The 15,688-nt window shown below is 41.5% G+C and carries 15 protein-coding genes; 3 read left to right on the forward strand and 12 right to left on the reverse strand.

Annotated features, from left to right (window positions below; all coding sequences use genetic code 11):
* Window positions 1-82 precede the first annotated feature (82 nt).
* The 12 genes from ACPUEN_RS17755 to ACPUEN_RS17810 all read right to left on the reverse strand — a co-directional run bounded on the left by ACPUEN_RS17755 (window position 83) and on the right by ACPUEN_RS17810 (window position 13,956).
* Window positions 83-1,627: a cupin domain-containing protein gene (locus ACPUEN_RS17755; RefSeq protein WP_425637298.1), complete on the reverse strand. Its 1,545-nt coding sequence runs from the start codon at window positions 1,625-1,627 to the stop codon at window positions 83-85.
* A 137-nt stretch (window positions 1,628-1,764) separates the two neighbouring features.
* Window positions 1,765-2,559, reverse strand: a complete 795-nt coding sequence (locus tag ACPUEN_RS17760) for a glycoside hydrolase family 25 protein (RefSeq protein WP_425637300.1) — start codon at window positions 2,557-2,559, stop codon at window positions 1,765-1,767.
* Window positions 2,560-2,600: 41 nt separating this feature from the next.
* Window positions 2,601-3,887, reverse strand: coding sequence for a M20/M25/M40 family metallo-hydrolase (locus ACPUEN_RS17765; RefSeq protein WP_425637301.1), 1,287 nt, complete (start codon window positions 3,885-3,887; stop codon window positions 2,601-2,603).
* Between the two features lie 83 nt (window positions 3,888-3,970).
* The gene (locus ACPUEN_RS17770) at window positions 3,971-4,180 is read right to left on the reverse strand and encodes a hypothetical protein (protein ID WP_425637302.1); all 210 of its coding nucleotides are present in this window, start codon (window positions 4,178-4,180) and stop codon (window positions 3,971-3,973) included.
* Window positions 4,181-4,289: 109 nt separating this feature from the next.
* Complete coding sequence (locus ACPUEN_RS17775; RefSeq protein ID WP_425637304.1) at window positions 4,290-4,949, reverse strand: hypothetical protein; 660 nt, start codon at window positions 4,947-4,949, stop codon at window positions 4,290-4,292.
* Between the two features lie 285 nt (window positions 4,950-5,234).
* Entirely contained in the window at window positions 5,235-5,909 is a 675-nt protein-coding gene (locus tag ACPUEN_RS17780) for a hypothetical protein (protein ID WP_425637306.1), read from the reverse strand.
* Window positions 5,902-6,663, reverse strand: a complete 762-nt coding sequence (locus ACPUEN_RS17785) for an SDR family NAD(P)-dependent oxidoreductase (RefSeq protein ID WP_425637307.1) — start codon at window positions 6,661-6,663, stop codon at window positions 5,902-5,904. The genes ACPUEN_RS17780 and ACPUEN_RS17785 overlap by 8 nt, the downstream gene beginning before the upstream one ends.
* A 1-nt stretch (window position 6,664) precedes the next feature.
* A complete protein-coding gene (locus tag ACPUEN_RS17790; RefSeq protein ID WP_425637309.1) occupies window positions 6,665-8,383 on the reverse strand; it encodes an IlvD/Edd family dehydratase in 1,719 nt (572 codons plus the stop codon).
* Between the two features lie 272 nt (window positions 8,384-8,655).
* Window positions 8,656-9,963 (reverse strand): UDP-N-acetylglucosamine 1-carboxyvinyltransferase, encoded by a 1,308-nt coding sequence (gene murA / locus ACPUEN_RS17795; protein ID WP_425637311.1) that lies wholly within the window; start codon window positions 9,961-9,963, stop codon window positions 8,656-8,658.
* The gene (locus ACPUEN_RS17800) at window positions 9,963-10,631 is read right to left on the reverse strand and encodes a DUF4290 domain-containing protein (RefSeq protein ID WP_425637312.1); all 669 of its coding nucleotides are present in this window, start codon (window positions 10,629-10,631) and stop codon (window positions 9,963-9,965) included. Before ACPUEN_RS17800 ends, murA begins: the two co-directional genes overlap by 1 nt.
* Before the next feature lie 65 nt (window positions 10,632-10,696).
* The gene (locus tag ACPUEN_RS17805; protein WP_425637313.1) at window positions 10,697-12,967 is read right to left on the reverse strand and encodes an ATP-dependent helicase; all 2,271 of its coding nucleotides are present in this window, start codon (window positions 12,965-12,967) and stop codon (window positions 10,697-10,699) included.
* Window positions 12,968-13,116: 149 nt separating this feature from the next.
* Window positions 13,117-13,956, reverse strand: coding sequence for a lysophospholipid acyltransferase family protein (locus ACPUEN_RS17810; RefSeq protein ID WP_425637314.1), 840 nt, complete (start codon window positions 13,954-13,956; stop codon window positions 13,117-13,119).
* A 278-nt stretch (window positions 13,957-14,234) separates the two neighbouring features.
* Between ACPUEN_RS17810 and ACPUEN_RS17815 the strand changes: the two genes are divergently transcribed.
* From ACPUEN_RS17815 to gmk, 3 genes are read left to right on the forward strand one after another with little or no spacing between them, the layout of a single operon-like run.
* Complete coding sequence (locus ACPUEN_RS17815) at window positions 14,235-14,828, forward strand: sigma-70 family RNA polymerase sigma factor (RefSeq protein ID WP_111611419.1); 594 nt, start codon at window positions 14,235-14,237, stop codon at window positions 14,826-14,828.
* 12 nt (window positions 14,829-14,840) lie between these two features.
* Window positions 14,841-15,113 carry a mycothiol system anti-sigma-R factor gene (locus ACPUEN_RS17820; RefSeq protein ID WP_111611420.1) on the forward strand — a complete coding sequence of 91 codons (273 nt, stop codon included), beginning with the start codon at window positions 14,841-14,843 and terminating at the stop codon, window positions 15,111-15,113.
* Window positions 15,114-15,115: 2 nt separating this feature from the next.
* Entirely contained in the window at window positions 15,116-15,688 is a 573-nt protein-coding gene (gene gmk, locus ACPUEN_RS17825; protein WP_111611421.1) for a guanylate kinase, read from the forward strand.

The raw sequence follows: 15,688 nt of genomic DNA on the forward strand, positions 1-15,688 counted from the left end.
GTTTTGAGGTATCTGTTTGGATCTTCAGTGTTGGTTTTTCACCGTGTAATTATGAGGTTTCGTTTAGCATATTCCTTTAAATTTAATTCCACTGAAATGCCAGATACCTAGTCTGTTTATTTCCCATATTTCGAATCGCATGTGGAACGGATGAGGCTAAGAAATAAACATCTCCAGCTTTACCAAGATATTTCTGGTTACCAATTTCCATCTCCGTTTCACCTTCTATCATGATTACTATTTCTGTGGCCACGTGGGTATGCGGTTCATGGCTTTTTATGCCTGGGTTCAGATTTGTCATGTGCATTTCATAGTACGGGCACATGGCAGTTTCTCGGTGGAAATAATTTCGAATTCCACCACGGTCGTGCGTTTTATATTCGAGTTCGCTGTAAGCCAAGATTTCTGATCCTGCCTTTTTTCCCCGCTTCATATTAAAATCCTTCGAAGTATAAGCCATCTGGTAATATGCTGCGCCTTCAGATTTAGCTATAAATTCCGCTTTGTCACCAGGCATGATCACTACCACGCTGTTAGCTCCGAGAGTTTTGGACTTACCGTTCAAGGTTGCTTTTACCTCACCTTCCTTGATGATCAAGATTTGTTCTTTTTTGGCGTTTAAAAAGGTCTTTTTAGCCGCAGGTTTGATAAAGTTCACTGTAAATTCCATGTCATCGAGATGCATAGTTTCTCCTTTCATAAGGACGGTGTCAGCTTTACCAGATGGAAAAGAATATACTTGTGATGCGACTCTTTCGGGCACTACATCACTCCAGAGCCAAGCTAGAGATTCTGGTAAAATCGAACCTGCATGATTGCCATTATGCCCTCCCGTACCTCCAACAAACTCATATTCATAATCCTTGAATTTCAGCGCAGACTCCATTTGCAGATTGGCTAGCCACCAATTCCCAAATTGATTATTCAGATCTGATGAGCCGTCTTGCATAAACACTTTGATGTCCTTTTTATCTGTCTTACGAATCATCGGTGGATAATTGTGTCCACCAAGGATGTCTGTGAAACTTCCAATGTGACTGAGTACTTTATGAAAAGATTCTGGATGAAACCAAGCCGCGCTGAACGCGCAAATGGCTCCGGAAGAAAGTCCGGCAATGGCTCTCATTTTAGGATCGTCAGAGATATTAAAACTCTTCTTCAATTCTGGAATCATTTCATTCAGCAAGAAATCACCATATGTAGAGGACATGTCATCATACTCCAAGCTTCTGTTGCTGACTCTATAAGGACTTTCTGGTTCTGGCAGATTCTTATCTTGGCCAGGATTGATAAAAAGCCCAATGGTCACTGGCATCTTCCCCTGCGCGATTAGATTGTCAAAAACGGTAGGAACTTTGAAATCTCCTTTTGTATTGACATAGGCATGCCCGTCCTGAAAAACCATCAACGCAGCTGGCTCCGAGGCATCATATTGCGCTGGCACGTAGACATAGTAATCTCGGATGGTGTTTGGAAATATGGTGCTTTCCCAGGAATGTTTTGTTACAATTCCCTTTGGAATGGTCTCATAGACATCTGAGTTAGGGCCGTCTTCATAGCTGTCTTGAGCCTTTACGCTAAATGCACTTAGCAGAAGAAGAAATAAAAGGAAATAGTAAGTCTTCACGGTCTTTTTTGGGTTAGGTTAAAAGCACTGCTTTCGCAAATTATAATTCTTTTTCACTTATCCCATTGGAAAAGAGTTTTGCCTTGATCCTTAATATCAAGTATTTTGAAGGTCTTAATCTAAATCAGGGTACCAGCTCAATCGATCAGAAGTGACTCCAACGTTTTGGGTCCTCCTCTCAACACGTTTAGGTCAATGGGTTCTTTAATTCCTTTTACCCTTCCCTTTTCTGTGAATTGCCAAATGATCCAGAAGTCACTTTTTGGCTCTCGGATAGGATTATAATTTGCTACCCACAAAGGATAATCTTCAAAGCCTTGACCATTCAAAACCTCAAGATTGTAAGTGTCGCCTGTGTAAATAATAGGTTTTACCCCGAAGTGAGCTTCGACTAAATTGAGCCAGTTTTGAATTCCCTCTCGGAGTCTGTCTTTGGATTGAATCGTGGAATGCCTCTCAATATCGAGTATTGGGCGAAAATCACCGGGTTTCAAACTTACATTTTTGATAAAGTTCTCTGCTTGTAGGGTACTGTTCTGGTTGGGACGATAATAGTGATAAGCACCTCTCCTGATGTTCATTGTGTCCAGGGCTTTCCAATATTCCTCAAAAAGCTCATCTTGATCATCACCCATTGTTGCTCGAAAAATAAAAAATTCAATAGGTCTATCCTTTATTGTTAGCTCGATTTCATCCCAATTGATTTTACCTTGATAATGAGAGATATCTATACCCAAAATGCCATCAGTTTGGGTTTTGAAGACGTAATCAAATTTCAACTCCTCTTGCTCAGAAATTGGCTTGTTGACATAAGAAGGTTTGCCATGTAGCTGGATCCAAGTAGTATAAATAAAGAATATCGCTGCGCTGATCAGGAGCACTCCAAGAAATACTAAACCTAGCGGTGCAGACCTTGACTTCTTTTTAGGCATTTATCTTTAATATCATTTCGAAGAGGCGCGAATTTACTGGTTTACCTCGTCAATCGATAAAGGAATAAGGTGCTTCTTTTTATTAATTCTGGGTATTCTTTCATGTTAATTGTTTCTCCAGGAGCATGGGCTCCATTTCCTGAAGCACCGAGACCGTCTAAGCAATCGACGAAGTCAGCCACAAAGGAGATGTCTCCAGCACCGCGACTACCTGGATCACCAGGTTTCACTTCGCCCAAACCCATGTCTTGACTCAGTACGTTAAGTTTCTCTGCCAAAGCCATGTTTCCTTCGGTAGGGATCATGGAAGGCAACCCATCTTCAAAAGTGATTTCGGCATCGGTTTGATTTAGATGCCGATCTACAATCGCCTTCATTTTTAAACGAGCTTCAGCTTTTTGCTCTTCTCCCAAAAACCTTAAATCACCAGTTACAAATGCCTCTCTGGCAACAATATTTGTTTTGCCAAGTGCCTCTCCCTTTCCGGTTTCGGTATTATAACTGATATCTGAACCTCCGATAATCTGTCCTGGATTGAAGGTCAAATACTGCTCGCCTGCCAATTCTTCCTGGAATTCTGTTAAGATTCTCGCCGCTTCATAGATAGCTCCGTAGCCTACAGATTCCCTGAAAATACCACTGGAATGGGACTGTTTTCCGCTGGTTTTTAATCTCCAACTACTACTGCCTCGTCTGGCTACCGTGGCGATTCCGAAACTCTGAGTAGTCTCATAAGCCAATGCAATGTCATGTTCTTTTGCTCTGGCAATAAAATCCCTTCTGGAAAGCTCTTCATCTGCTGAGCTTTCTTCATCGCCAGTGAAATAAACGGTGATAGTTTTATCTTCCAGCATTCCCAAATCATACAGCGCTTTCAGACTTGCCAAAATCATCACATCTCCACCTTTCATGTCATTTACTCCTTGTCCCGTTGCAGTAGAATCATTCAAATAGGTGAAGGGGGTAAAAGGCATGTCCTTTTCAAAAACTGTATCGAGATGACCGATGATAAAAATCTTTTTACCGGAATTTCCTTTGCGCGTAGCAATAAAATGTCCAGCTCTCTTGGCTTCCGGAGGAAGTTTATACCACTCTGTTTCAAATCCAATCTTTTGAAATTCCCTTTCGAAAACATCGGAAACAGCTTTTACTCCTTCCAGATTGAGTGAACCTGAATTTATATTAGTTACCTCTTCAAGAAGCGCTACGGTTGCTTGGTAGTTTTTCTCTACTTCGGCGATCAGTTTTTCTTCATCATGGGCGAGCTGTTGGGCAGAAATACAGTAATGTAAGCCTAGAAGGAAAAATACTAAGATGATTTTTTTCATGGGATGTGAATAAGTAGAAAGAGTATAAAGCTATTAAAACATCTTCAAAGAGTTGCCACTTGCAAAATGTGTAACCGGAATGCCTAAATAATCTGGTCTTTAATCCCTGATTTTAATGTGTTCACGGTTGAAGTAAAAGGAACATTCGGAATTTGGGTAATAAACAAATCCATAATTTCTCCTACGGTGTAGTCTTTCTTGGATTTTGAAAAGGCTGTAAATGGATAGGAGACTAATCTCGATCCAAGCAATAGACTAGATGTTTTGATAAAATTTCTACTGTTGGAGTTCATTTTTTGGAGTTTGCTAATCATAGAATTCCGGAGCATTTAAGATAAGTAAAAGCAACAAAAAAAGCCGCCTGCTACATGCAAACGGCTCTATTTGACTTTTGGTATTTGGTTAATTCACCGAAATATTGGAGAACCAGATAAACCGATTTCCATCTGCTCCCATATGGTCTTTTACCAAGGTGATTGGACCAAATTTTTCTTCATTTTCCCAAGTCCAGGTTCTGCCTTCGGCACCATTTCCTCTTCTAAATGTCCATTCTAAAATTTTATGATTTTCATCCAAATACAAATCATAAGCGTCACCTGGTGTGTATCCCATGCCTGGTGCTTTAGCTTCTCCTGAGCTATATACTATGGTCAGTTTAGTGGAGTTGGTGCCCTTGATCGGAGTTGGTACATTTTCCTCAGTTTCGTAAGTGTACCCAGTGTCCCAAGCCAGTTGGAATGGCATCATGAACCAATATTTGTCATTGACAAATCCAGCGTCTTTATCAGGCATAGACTCTGCAGTAAGGCTGTATGTAAATGTGGTGTCAGTTCCTGAGTAATAAACCGTACTATCTTTAATATTCCATTTCCAATCACGTGAAAGTACATTCACTGAGTCGCGCTGCACATTCCATGTGTATGCTATAGAGTTTACCTCGTCAAACTTATCAAAACCATAGGCCATCGCTACTTTCATAGGCAAGGTATCCGGCATAGTTTCTTTTGGTTGGCAAGCCTGGAGAGCCCAGACTAGCAATAATATGAGCGTAAGATTCTTCATGAATAAGTTTTTTTATAAAGTTAACAGACTTAAGATTCAGATTGATTTTTTAGCCACTTTTTATACTTCTGGTACTCAAATAGTTGAAATAGGCTTTGAATGAATTTAAAAATCCTATTTATAATCAACATACAAAGAAATGAAGGGGAAAGAAATATTCACTTTTTCCTGTTGAAGTTACTTGGTGAATAGCTTTGGCTATCCAGAAGGGATTTAGCTGCTATCCAAATTCTTTTCTAGTATTTGAATGCTCTCGTGATAATGATATTCGTTACGAAAATGGTATTAAAAAGCATACTTCGCTTTAGGGAATTCGATATTTAAAGGGTTAATTTTTACTACGAACAATGGTTTTTTAGAGGAGAGATCAGGGAAATAAGTAGGATCGATAGTTAAGTGTTTGACTTTAGCGAGTTTTCCCCAACCGTTCCCTGAGGGTTTTGTGAAGAAATCAACCTTATCCCACTGTTGGTGTAGTTCTATAGGTAAAAAACTTGTTGAGATAGGAAATGGAATTCCACCAGACTTTACTTTGCAGGAAAAAGCAATCTTGTCACCGTCTTTAACTTCAATATGCTCCATACCCTTAATTTTCTCCCAGGAAATCCCTAAGGTCTGTTTTGGAATTCCCCAATTGGAACGGCCATTTTGAGTACTTACTTCAGTACTCACGTAGATTTTGGTGATTGACTGCTTGTCGTAGAGAGAAAATTTCCCCGGTAAGAAAAGTAATTCTTTGTATGGGCCAACTGGTGAGGAATTATAGTTTACTAACATTAGATAGCCTAAGCCACCTTTAAATTTTCCTTTCAAATGATCTGGTAAATCCCCATTGCTCTCCAGCCATTTTTTTGAAAATTTATAGACCAAAATTATCCCCTCTCCCTGCAATTTCCATGGTGCGGGAGCCTGCTTGAATAATTTCAAGTTCTTGAGAATGATTTGATGATTTTCAGGCATAAGGTGAAGGGCTAACACTTGTCCATCCACCATCTATCACTAAAGTTTGTCCGGTGATATGCCTTGCTTCATCAGAAACCAGAAATGCAGCAGCATTCGCGATATCCTGCACTGCAGCCGGTCTGCCTATTGGAGTGATTTTCGACCAGGTATTTTCATATTCAGGATCAAGGATAGTTCTGTTTGTTACCGTTGCTCCTGGTGCAATAGTGTTTACTCTGATTTTAAATGGAGCAAGTTCGAGAACCAAGTTCTTCGCGAGCATTTCCAGAGCAGCTTTACTCATGGCATATGCAGCGAGATTTTCATGGCTTTGATGCGCTGTGACGGAAGAAGTGAAAAGCAATGCACCACCATTCACTTGATCTTTCATCACATTTGCAGCAGCCTGAGCCAAGAAGAAAGTGCCTAGTTGATTTACTTTGGTCACTTCCATAAAATCTGCTCTAGAATACTCCAAGAAGGGTCCAAATAATGTGATTCCTGAATTGGCTACTACAATATCCAGTGTTCCAAAATTGGTCAGAGCTGTCTGTATCAACTCTTCTATCACTTCCTCAGCGCTAGAATCCCCGGAAACAGCAATGGCTTGTACCCCATGAGCAATACTAATTTTCTTGCAGGCATCAGTAATGAGCCCTTCCTCAAGGTCATTAATAATGATATTCACGCTTTGGGCAGCAAGTTTTTCGGCAATTGCTAATCCAATTCCCTGCCCTGCTCCGGTGATTATAGCGGTTTTTTTGGGTTTCATTTTAATGCGAATCCCGTTTCACTTCGGATCCTGAACTGCCTTGGAGGAAATCAAAGTCTACCCCTTCGTGAGCTTGGTTGACTTTGTCTAGAAATAAATTGACGTAGCCACGCTCATAAGGCAAGTTTAGAGGCTTAAATTCTGCTTTTCTTTTTTCGAATTCTTCGTCAGAGATCAACAGGTTTAAGGTTCTTGCAGGAACATTTAACTCAATCATATCACCAGTCTGAACGAGTGCCAATGGTCCACCAATTGCGGATTCTGGCGATACGTGGAGGACCACTGTACCATATCCTGTTCCACTCATTCTTCCATCAGAAATACGCACCATGTCTTTGACACCTTTTGCGAGAAGCTTTTGGGGTAAACCCATATTGCCGACTTCAGGCATTCCAGGATAGCCTTTGGGTCCCACGTTTTTCATTACCATGATGCAGGTTTCATCGATATCCAACTCAGGCGTATCGATCCTAGCTTTGTAATCATCAATATCGTTAAAAACAACAGCCCGCCCGGTGTGGGTCAGTAGGCTAGGAGTGGCCGCGGATGGCTTGATTACAGCTCCATTTGGACAAAGGTTGCCTTTCAGTACTGCTATTCCTGAGTCCGGCTTAATAGGTTTTTCGAAAGTACCAATCAGGTTTCTATCGTAGCATTGAGCTTTAGAAAAGTTTTCTCCTATAGGTTTACCATTTGCGGTGATTTCACCGAGATGCAAATGTTTTTCTATTTCCTTCATTACCGCTGGAAGGCCTCCAGCATAAAATAGGTCTTCCACCCAATGCTCTCCCGATGGCTGCACATTAGCAATCAGTGGAATCATGGAAGAAAATTTATCAAAATCAGTCAAGTCAACATCTACTCCGATTCTCTTCGCGATAGCAGTAAGGTGCAGGATAAAATTGGTTGACCCTCCCAAAGCTGCATTCACCATAATAGAATTTTCAAATGCTTTTCGAGTGAGGATTTTGCTCATTTTCAAGTCTTCATTCACCATCTCTACGATCCGCATACCCGTCATGTGTGCAAGCACTTTACGTCTTGAATCAGCTGCAGGGATGGTGGCGTTATCAGGTAAGGAGAGACCAAGTGACTCAACCATGGCAGCCATAGTGGATGCGGTGCCCATAGGTGCGCAGTGCCCCACTGAGCGAGACATGGCTGCCTCGGCTTCTATCATGTCGTCTTGGGTCATTTTACCGAGCTTGAATTCCTCTGCAAATCTCCAGATGTCAGAAGTGCCTATTTTTTTTCCTTTGTAGCGGCCGACTAGCATTGGGCCACCTGAAAGGACTATTGAAGGAATATCCACAGATGCCGCTCCCATGACTAAAGAAGGGGTAGTTTTATCACATCCGCACATGAGGACTACACCATCCATTGGATTTGCTCGAATACTTTCTTCCACATCCATGCTAGCAAGATTTCGAAAAAGCATGGCGGTGGGTTTGACAGAACACTCACCTAATGACATAACGGGGAATTCAAGTGGAAACCCACCGGCTTCCCAGATGCCGCGCTTCAGCGCTTCTGCTAGATCTCTAAAATGTGCGTTGCAGGGAGTAAGCTCGGACCATGTATTGCAGATTCCGATAACAGGCTTATCTCCTTCAAAAAGATGGTGAGGAAAACCTTGGTTTTTCATCCAGGACCGATAAATAATCCCGTCTTTTCCTGTGCGTCCGTACCAATCTTGGCTCCGGAGTTTTTTCTTTGACATATAGGTTGTTTTGGCTATTAAAGCCAGAATTTACCAAAATTTTTGCAAAGGAAAGAAATGAAAGAATATTGCTCTGGTATTTATTTTATGTCCAAATAGATTCTTGAATAAGGTCAAGTTGTTAGTGGAATCTCTGGTGGAAGCCTATCTTTCTGGTAAAGTGTTGGTAATGAGTTAGAGAGAATAAAAAATCCTTGTCAATAGACTCGCAGAAAAAAGAAAGGGCTTTGAAAATCATTCAAAGCCCTTCACAGGTAAGTATTTATATACTGTTAAGAGATTCTCTCAATTTCTGCTCCCAGAGCTCTTAGTCTATCGTCTATATTTTGATAGCCTCTATCGATCTGCTCGATATTATCAATGATGGAAGTTCCATTTGCTGAAAGTGCTGCGATAAGCAAGGCAACACCTGCACGAATATCTGGAGATGTCATGCGGATTCCTCTTAGTTCTGTTTTTCGGTCCAAGCCGATCACGGTAGCTCTGTGTGGATCACAAAGAATAATCTGAGCGCCCATGTCGATCAACTTATCCACAAAGAATAAGCGGGATTCAAACATTTTCTGGTGAACAAGCACAGTCCCTTTTGCTTGGGTGGCTGTCACCAAAACGATACTCAACAAATCAGGCGTGAAACCAGGCCAGATCGCATCGGCAACAGTCAGGATAGAACCATCAATGAAAGTTTCAATCTCGTAATGCTTCTGAGCAGGAACGAAGATGTCATCTCCTCTGAATTCTAGTTTGATACCCATCCTACGGAACATATCAGGGATGATTCCTAAGCGAGGGATTTGACAGTCTTTGATCGTAATCTCAGATTGGGTCATGGCTGCAAGACCGATGAAAGATCCGATCTCGATCATATCAGGAAGCATTTTATGTGTGGTGCCTCCCAGTTTTTTCACACCTTCGATAGTGAGCAGGTTTGATCCAACTCCTGAGATCTTCGCTCCCATGCGGTTCAGCATGTCGCAAAGCTGCTGCAGGTAGGGCTCACAAGCTGCGTTATAAATAGTCGTAGTTCCTTCAGCCATTGCGGCCGCCATGACAATATTTGCTGTACCAGTTACAGAAGCTTCATCAAGAAGCATGTAGCAACCTTTTAGATCCTTTCCATCGATGTGGAAAATCTCATTTTTTGAATCGTAATTGAATTTTGCTCCGAGTTTCTGGAAACCTGTAAAGTGGGTGTCCATTCTTCTGCGGCCGATTTTATCTCCTCCTGGCTTAGATAGCTTTCCAGTACCAAATCGAGCCAGCAAAGGACCCAAAAGCATTACTGATCCTCGTAAAGCTGATGCTTTTTTGAGGTATTCCTCTGTTTCCATGAAGTCAAGGTTGACTTCGTCAGCTTGAAAAGTATATGTCTCAGGACCTTTTTTAGTGACTTTTACACCCATATCGCTCAACAAATCAATAAGCTTATTGACGTCTACGATGTTTGGGATTTTATCTATGGTTACTTTCTCCGGTGTGAGAAGAACAGCGCATAGAATCTGAAGTGCTTCGTTTTTTGCTCCCTGAGGAATTATTTCACCTTTGAGTTTAATTCCACCATTGACCCGAAATGACCCCATTAATTTCTACGTTTTTTGTTGTGTCCGTTATTTGAGCGACGCTTATTATTGTGATTAGATCGCTTGTTTTTACTGTTAGTGCGCTCTTCTTGGCGAGGTGGTTTGAAGTCTCGGTGCGTATTGGATTCAAATAGTCCATTTTCTTTGACCTTCTCCAAATCGATGTGCAATTTCCCTTTGGATAACGTCTTGATGTCATCCAAGATTATTGCGTCATCGAAATTTTCTCTGTTCCAGGTGGAGTGAAAGCTTCTCATGAGCTGACCGATAAAAATAATTGCAGCTTCCTGCTCCTCGTCATCATCAAGCTTTATTGCTCCTTCTATCAATTTCTCGATGTTTCGGCCGTAATGCTTGAATTTGATTTCACTTGTTGGATAACCAATAGGCAGTGGTTTTTTACCAAGCAATTCCTTTTCAGGCATCGGGAAAGGAGCGTCTACATCAAGTTTGAAATCTGACATGATGTACAAGTCGTCCCAAAGCTTTTGATCGTTCTCCTGCTTTACGCTGGGATTGAGCTGTTTGATGATTTCAATTACAGTATAGGCGCTTTGTGTACGCTTATCACGATCTTCAATCGCCGTGATGTGATCAACGAGGCGTTGAATGTTTTTGCCGTATTCTTTCAAAATGAGTTTTTGTTTATCTAGTTCTAGTGGCTCCATAGTGCATCCCGTTTAGCGCTATTTAAGGTAATGAAAAAATTACCAAAAGGCAGGGGTGCAGGTGATTAGTCTATAATTCTGAGCTTCGCAAAGCTAAGTAATAATGTTTTCTCGCCAAAATGCTCGAATTGAATCGAAGCTTTTCGGTTAATTCCTTCGGTTTCAATCTTTTGAACTTTCCCAAAGCCAAACTTTGGATGTTCTACCAATTGCTCTGCTTGTAGATTGTTCGTATTGGAAGGCTTGAAGTCCGGGCTGGGAGTATGCAGTTTCATCGCAGTAGGCATCCTTGTTTCCGGTTTCTTTTTGATTCCAATATAGCCTGATGCCGATTCTGAGCTTCCAGGTAATCCCTCTCTTCGAAAAGCTCCAGGCATTTCTTTCGAAGATACTTTTTTACTCACTTTGATGCAATCTGGAGATACCTCTTCCAGGAATCTGCTCGGTTCACAATTCAGTAATCTGCCGTAGCGATACCTCGTGAGCGCATAGGTGAAATACAACTTATCCATCGCTCTGGTGGTGGCTACGTAAAACAATCTACGTTCCTCCTCCAAATCTTCCCGACTTTGCATCATCATCTGTGAAGGAAACAAATCCTCCTCCATTCCCACCACAAAAACCTGCTTAAATTCCAGTCCTTTTGAAGAGTGAATGGTCATCAGTGTGATCGCATCTGTGGTGTCTTTGTCCCGGTCATTGTCTGTAAGCAAGGCGATTTCTTGTAGAAAAGCTCCTAAGCTTTTGTCCTCATTCTCTTCATTATCTACGTATTCCTTGATCGCATTGAGCAATTCCTGAACGTTTTCGTAGCGGTTCAGTCCTTCTATAGTTTTGTCTTCATAGAGCTCGCGCAAAAGACCACTTTGCTTCGCTATGCTACTTGCTGCCTCGAAAGCATCTTTGCGTTCAACCTCGATCTTAAACGCTTTGATCATCGTAGCAAAGTCATCCAGTTGACTTGCAGCTCTACCACCGATGAAGCTATGCGCATTTTGCACCACTTCCCAAAGCTGCATGTCATGATCAAATGCTGCAACCAAAATTTTATCGACAGACGTATCTCCAATGCCACGCTTTGGATAGTTCACAATCCGTTTGAAAGCTTCCTCATCCACGGGATTCACTGTAAATCTCATGTAAGCCATCAGATCCTTGATTTCCTTGCGTTGGTAGAAAGAAAGACCACCCACGATCTTGTAAGTCAGGTTCAATTTGCGAAGCGCTTCCTCTATCGCTCTGGATTGGGAGTTTGTACGGTAAAGGATAGCGAAATCGCTGTTATTTAGCTTTTTGGTATTTCGCTCTTCGAAAATTGTGGAGGCAACAATTCGGCCTTCTTCGCTGTCAGTGCTTGCTTTGACCAGTTCGATAAGATCTCCATCTCCGTTTGATGTCCAGACGTTTTTTTTGAGTTGGGCTTTATTCTTGTCGATAATGGAATTTGCTGCATCCACAATCGTCTTGGTTGAGCGGTAGTTTTGCTCCAGTTTCACCACGAAAAGATCGGGATAATCCTTCTCGAAATTCAGGATGTTTTGGATGTCCGCGCCACGGAAAGCATAGATACTTTGCGCATCGTCACCTACTACACAGATGTTCTGATGGACAGCTGCTAGCTTCTTGGTGATGAGGTATTGGGAGAGGTTAGTATCCTGAAACTCATCCACCATCACGTATCGAAAGCGCTGTTGGTATTTATTCAGCACGTCGAGATGATCTCGAAAAAGGATGTTCGTATTGAAAAGCAAATCGTCAAAGTCCATTGCGCCAGCTTTAAAAAGTCTATCCTGATAGCGCTGGTAGATTTCTCCCATTTTTGGTTTCATCGCAGCTTCGTCATCTGCTTTCACAAATGGATCATCCTGATACACCTTCCAGGTAATCAGGCGGTTTTTGGCACCAGAGATTCTCGATAGAACTGCATTTGCTTTATAAACTTTGTCATCCAAACGCATTTCCTTGACGATCGAACGAATGAGTGATTTGGAATCGTCAGAATCGTAAATGGTGAAATTGGAAGGGTAACCAATTTTTGGGGCTTCTACTCTAAGTATTTTTGCAAAGACGGAGTGAAAGGTCCCCATCCAAGTATTTCTAGCTTCTAAACCAGCCAAGGTTTCTATTCTGTGGCGCATTTCCGCTGCCGCCTTATTCGTAAAAGTCAGCGATAAAATATTAAATGCATCAACTCCCTTTTCATAAATCAGATGAGCGATTCGGTAGGTAAGCACACGGGTTTTGCCAGATCCGGCACCAGCGATGATCATAACGGGACCATCCGTATGCTCTACAGCCATTCGCTGCTCTGGGTTTAAACTATCGAGGTAATCCATTTTTTAGTAGCTAGATTCTAGAAACAAGAGTCAAGAATAGGTATCAAGTAACTAGTATCAAGATTTGAGGTTTAAAGTGGGATTTGGAAATTTTCAATCTTCCAATTTTCCAATTTTTCCATCCGCCATGGCGGACAAGTTCATTCAATTTAAATTTTCCATCGCTTGTGGCTCCAGAGATAAAGATCCGGCTGAAGTCTGATGTTGTCTTCGAGCATTTCGCAAAACTGATCCGTGATGCTGTGCTCGTAATGTCCGACAAATGGAGGCTCAGCTAATTTGATCATTTCGTAGCGGTAATGGCCTCTTTTTGTTTTGGTCATTTTGCCGTAGATGACGTGGAGGTTCATTTTCTTTGAAAGAAACTCTGCTCCCTCAAAGAAGACCGCTGGTCTATTTAAGAAGTCCCTTTTGTATCTTTTCTCCGCACTAGGAGGGCGCTGATCTGAACCTAGTAATACTACTCTGGGAGATTTTGCTAAGGTAAGCATGGTCCTCCGAAAAGCCTTTTTTTCTGTAACTTTTCCGCCAAAATGTGTCCTAACAGTATTCATCAAGCTATCGAAGAAAGGGTTGTTGACTTTCAAATAGACCGTTTCTACAGGAGCCTGGATCGCTTGATTGATACCGATTACCCCCATTTCCCAGTTGAATAAGTGGCCTGAAACCATTAAAGCCGAAGTGCCGGAATTGACCACTTCGTCCAGGTAATGTGAATTAACTATCTCAAATCTTCGTTCAAACTCTATCTGAGAAATAGTCAGGAGCTTGATCGTTTCGGCAAACGAATCAGTGAAATTCCTATAAAAGCTATTTCTGATTCTTTTGCGTTCCTTCTCTGACTTCTCCGGGAAAGCAAATTTCAAATTCTCATCAATAACTTTTTTTCTGTAGCCAAGAATAAATCTAGCTACCAAATAAAGTATATCGGAGATCAGATAAAGTATTGGAAGTGGAAGGTAAGAGATTAGCTTAATTACAAAGCTCATGAGTTATTAGGCATATCACGGAGATCATATTAACTACTCACAAAGAAAAGGAAATCACACGAATTCTTTTGGTATGAATATCCAATATCTACAGCGAAGAGCTCCTTTGCTATTGGTAGTTTATTTAGTTTTCAATTTTCAACCCAAGCAGAAATAGAGACGGAAAAAAGATTTTATATCAAAGTTTTCAAGGTGTACGAACGATATTCAAATCTTATGCGTTCGAATTTTTCTCATTTTCTAGTAATAAATTGACCCAATCATTACTTTTGAGGCATATGTCGGAAGTCCAGCGCAGAAAATATTCTCAGGAAGAGAAAAATGCCATCTTCGATGGGGAGTTTATGCCACACATAGACTCAATGTACAATTTTGGCTACAGGCTCACCTTCGATGAAGATGATGCCAAAGATCTTGTGCAGGATACTTACCTAAAAGCCTATCGGTTTATCAACTCTTTTGAGCAGGGAACTAATGCCAAAGCTTGGCTATTTAGAATCCTGAAGAACAGTTTTATCAACGAATACCGGAAGAAAAGTAAGCAGCCTGCAAAGGTAGATTATCAGGAAGTTGAAACTTATTACAACTCCGATGATGTTCACTACCAAACTACTAGCGATCTCAGAGCTGAGTCTGTGAAGGATATGCTAGGTGACGAGATCTCTAATGCATTGAATAGCTTGGCAGTTGATTTTCGAACAGTGATTATCTTGTGCGACTTGGAAGGGTTCACTTACGAGGAGATGGCCAAGATTCTGGATATCCCAATTGGGACAGTAAGATCCAGATTGCACCGCGCAAGAAATCTATTGAAAGAGAAACTTCAAGGTTACGCCCACAATATGGGATACAATACGGACGAGGAGGATTAAAAAAAATTACCCATGGAAATGAATGACAACCCATCTGGAGAGCGAAAGAAGCAATGCAGCGACGAGAGCAAGTGCTTTGAGCTGTTAGAAAGTATTTTGGACGGTGAACTTCAAGATTCAGGCAAGGAAGTATTGAAGGAAAAGCTGGCCAAATGCCAACCATGCTTTGAACATTACCACCTGGAGCAGGCTATCCGAGATGTATTGAAAACAAAATGCACCAAACACGCTGTTCCCACTGAACTAGCCGATCGTATTCGCGAAAAGATTCAGGATATTATATAGTCATGACCCAAGGAAAGGCCATTATTTTTTCAGCGCCATCGGGTTCAGGCAAGACTTCCTTAGTGAAGCACCTGATTCAAACTATCCCAAATCTGGGATTTTCTATTTCTGCCTGTACCCGTGACAAACGCGGGAGACATGAAGTGCATGGAAAAGACTATTACTTTTTAAGCCAAGAGCAATTCAAGCAACATATCGATAACGACGATTTTATAGAGTGGGAGGAAGTCTATGCGGGCAACTTCTACGGCACGCTCAAGGAAGAAATCCAACGCATCTGGGATTCTGGGAAAGCTGTGATTTTCGATGTGGACGTTAAAGGTGGATTAGCCCTAAAGAAATACTTTGGAGATCAGGCATTGGCGATTTTTGTGAAAGTACCTAGTTTGAAAGTGCTGGCAGAACGACTAAATGATCGAGGAACAGAGTCAGAAGAATCACTTTCCCGTCGAATATTCAAGGCAGAGTTTGAATCCAAGTTTGAGCCACAGTTTGATGTGACGGTAGTCAATGACGAGTTTTCAAAGTCAAGCGCAGAAGCTGAGTATTTAGTCAGCGAATTTTTAGCCAGATAA

It is taken from the genome of Algoriphagus yeomjeoni (assembly GCF_049821175.1).
Taxonomy (GTDB): domain Bacteria; phylum Bacteroidota; class Bacteroidia; order Cytophagales; family Cyclobacteriaceae; genus Algoriphagus; species Algoriphagus yeomjeoni_A.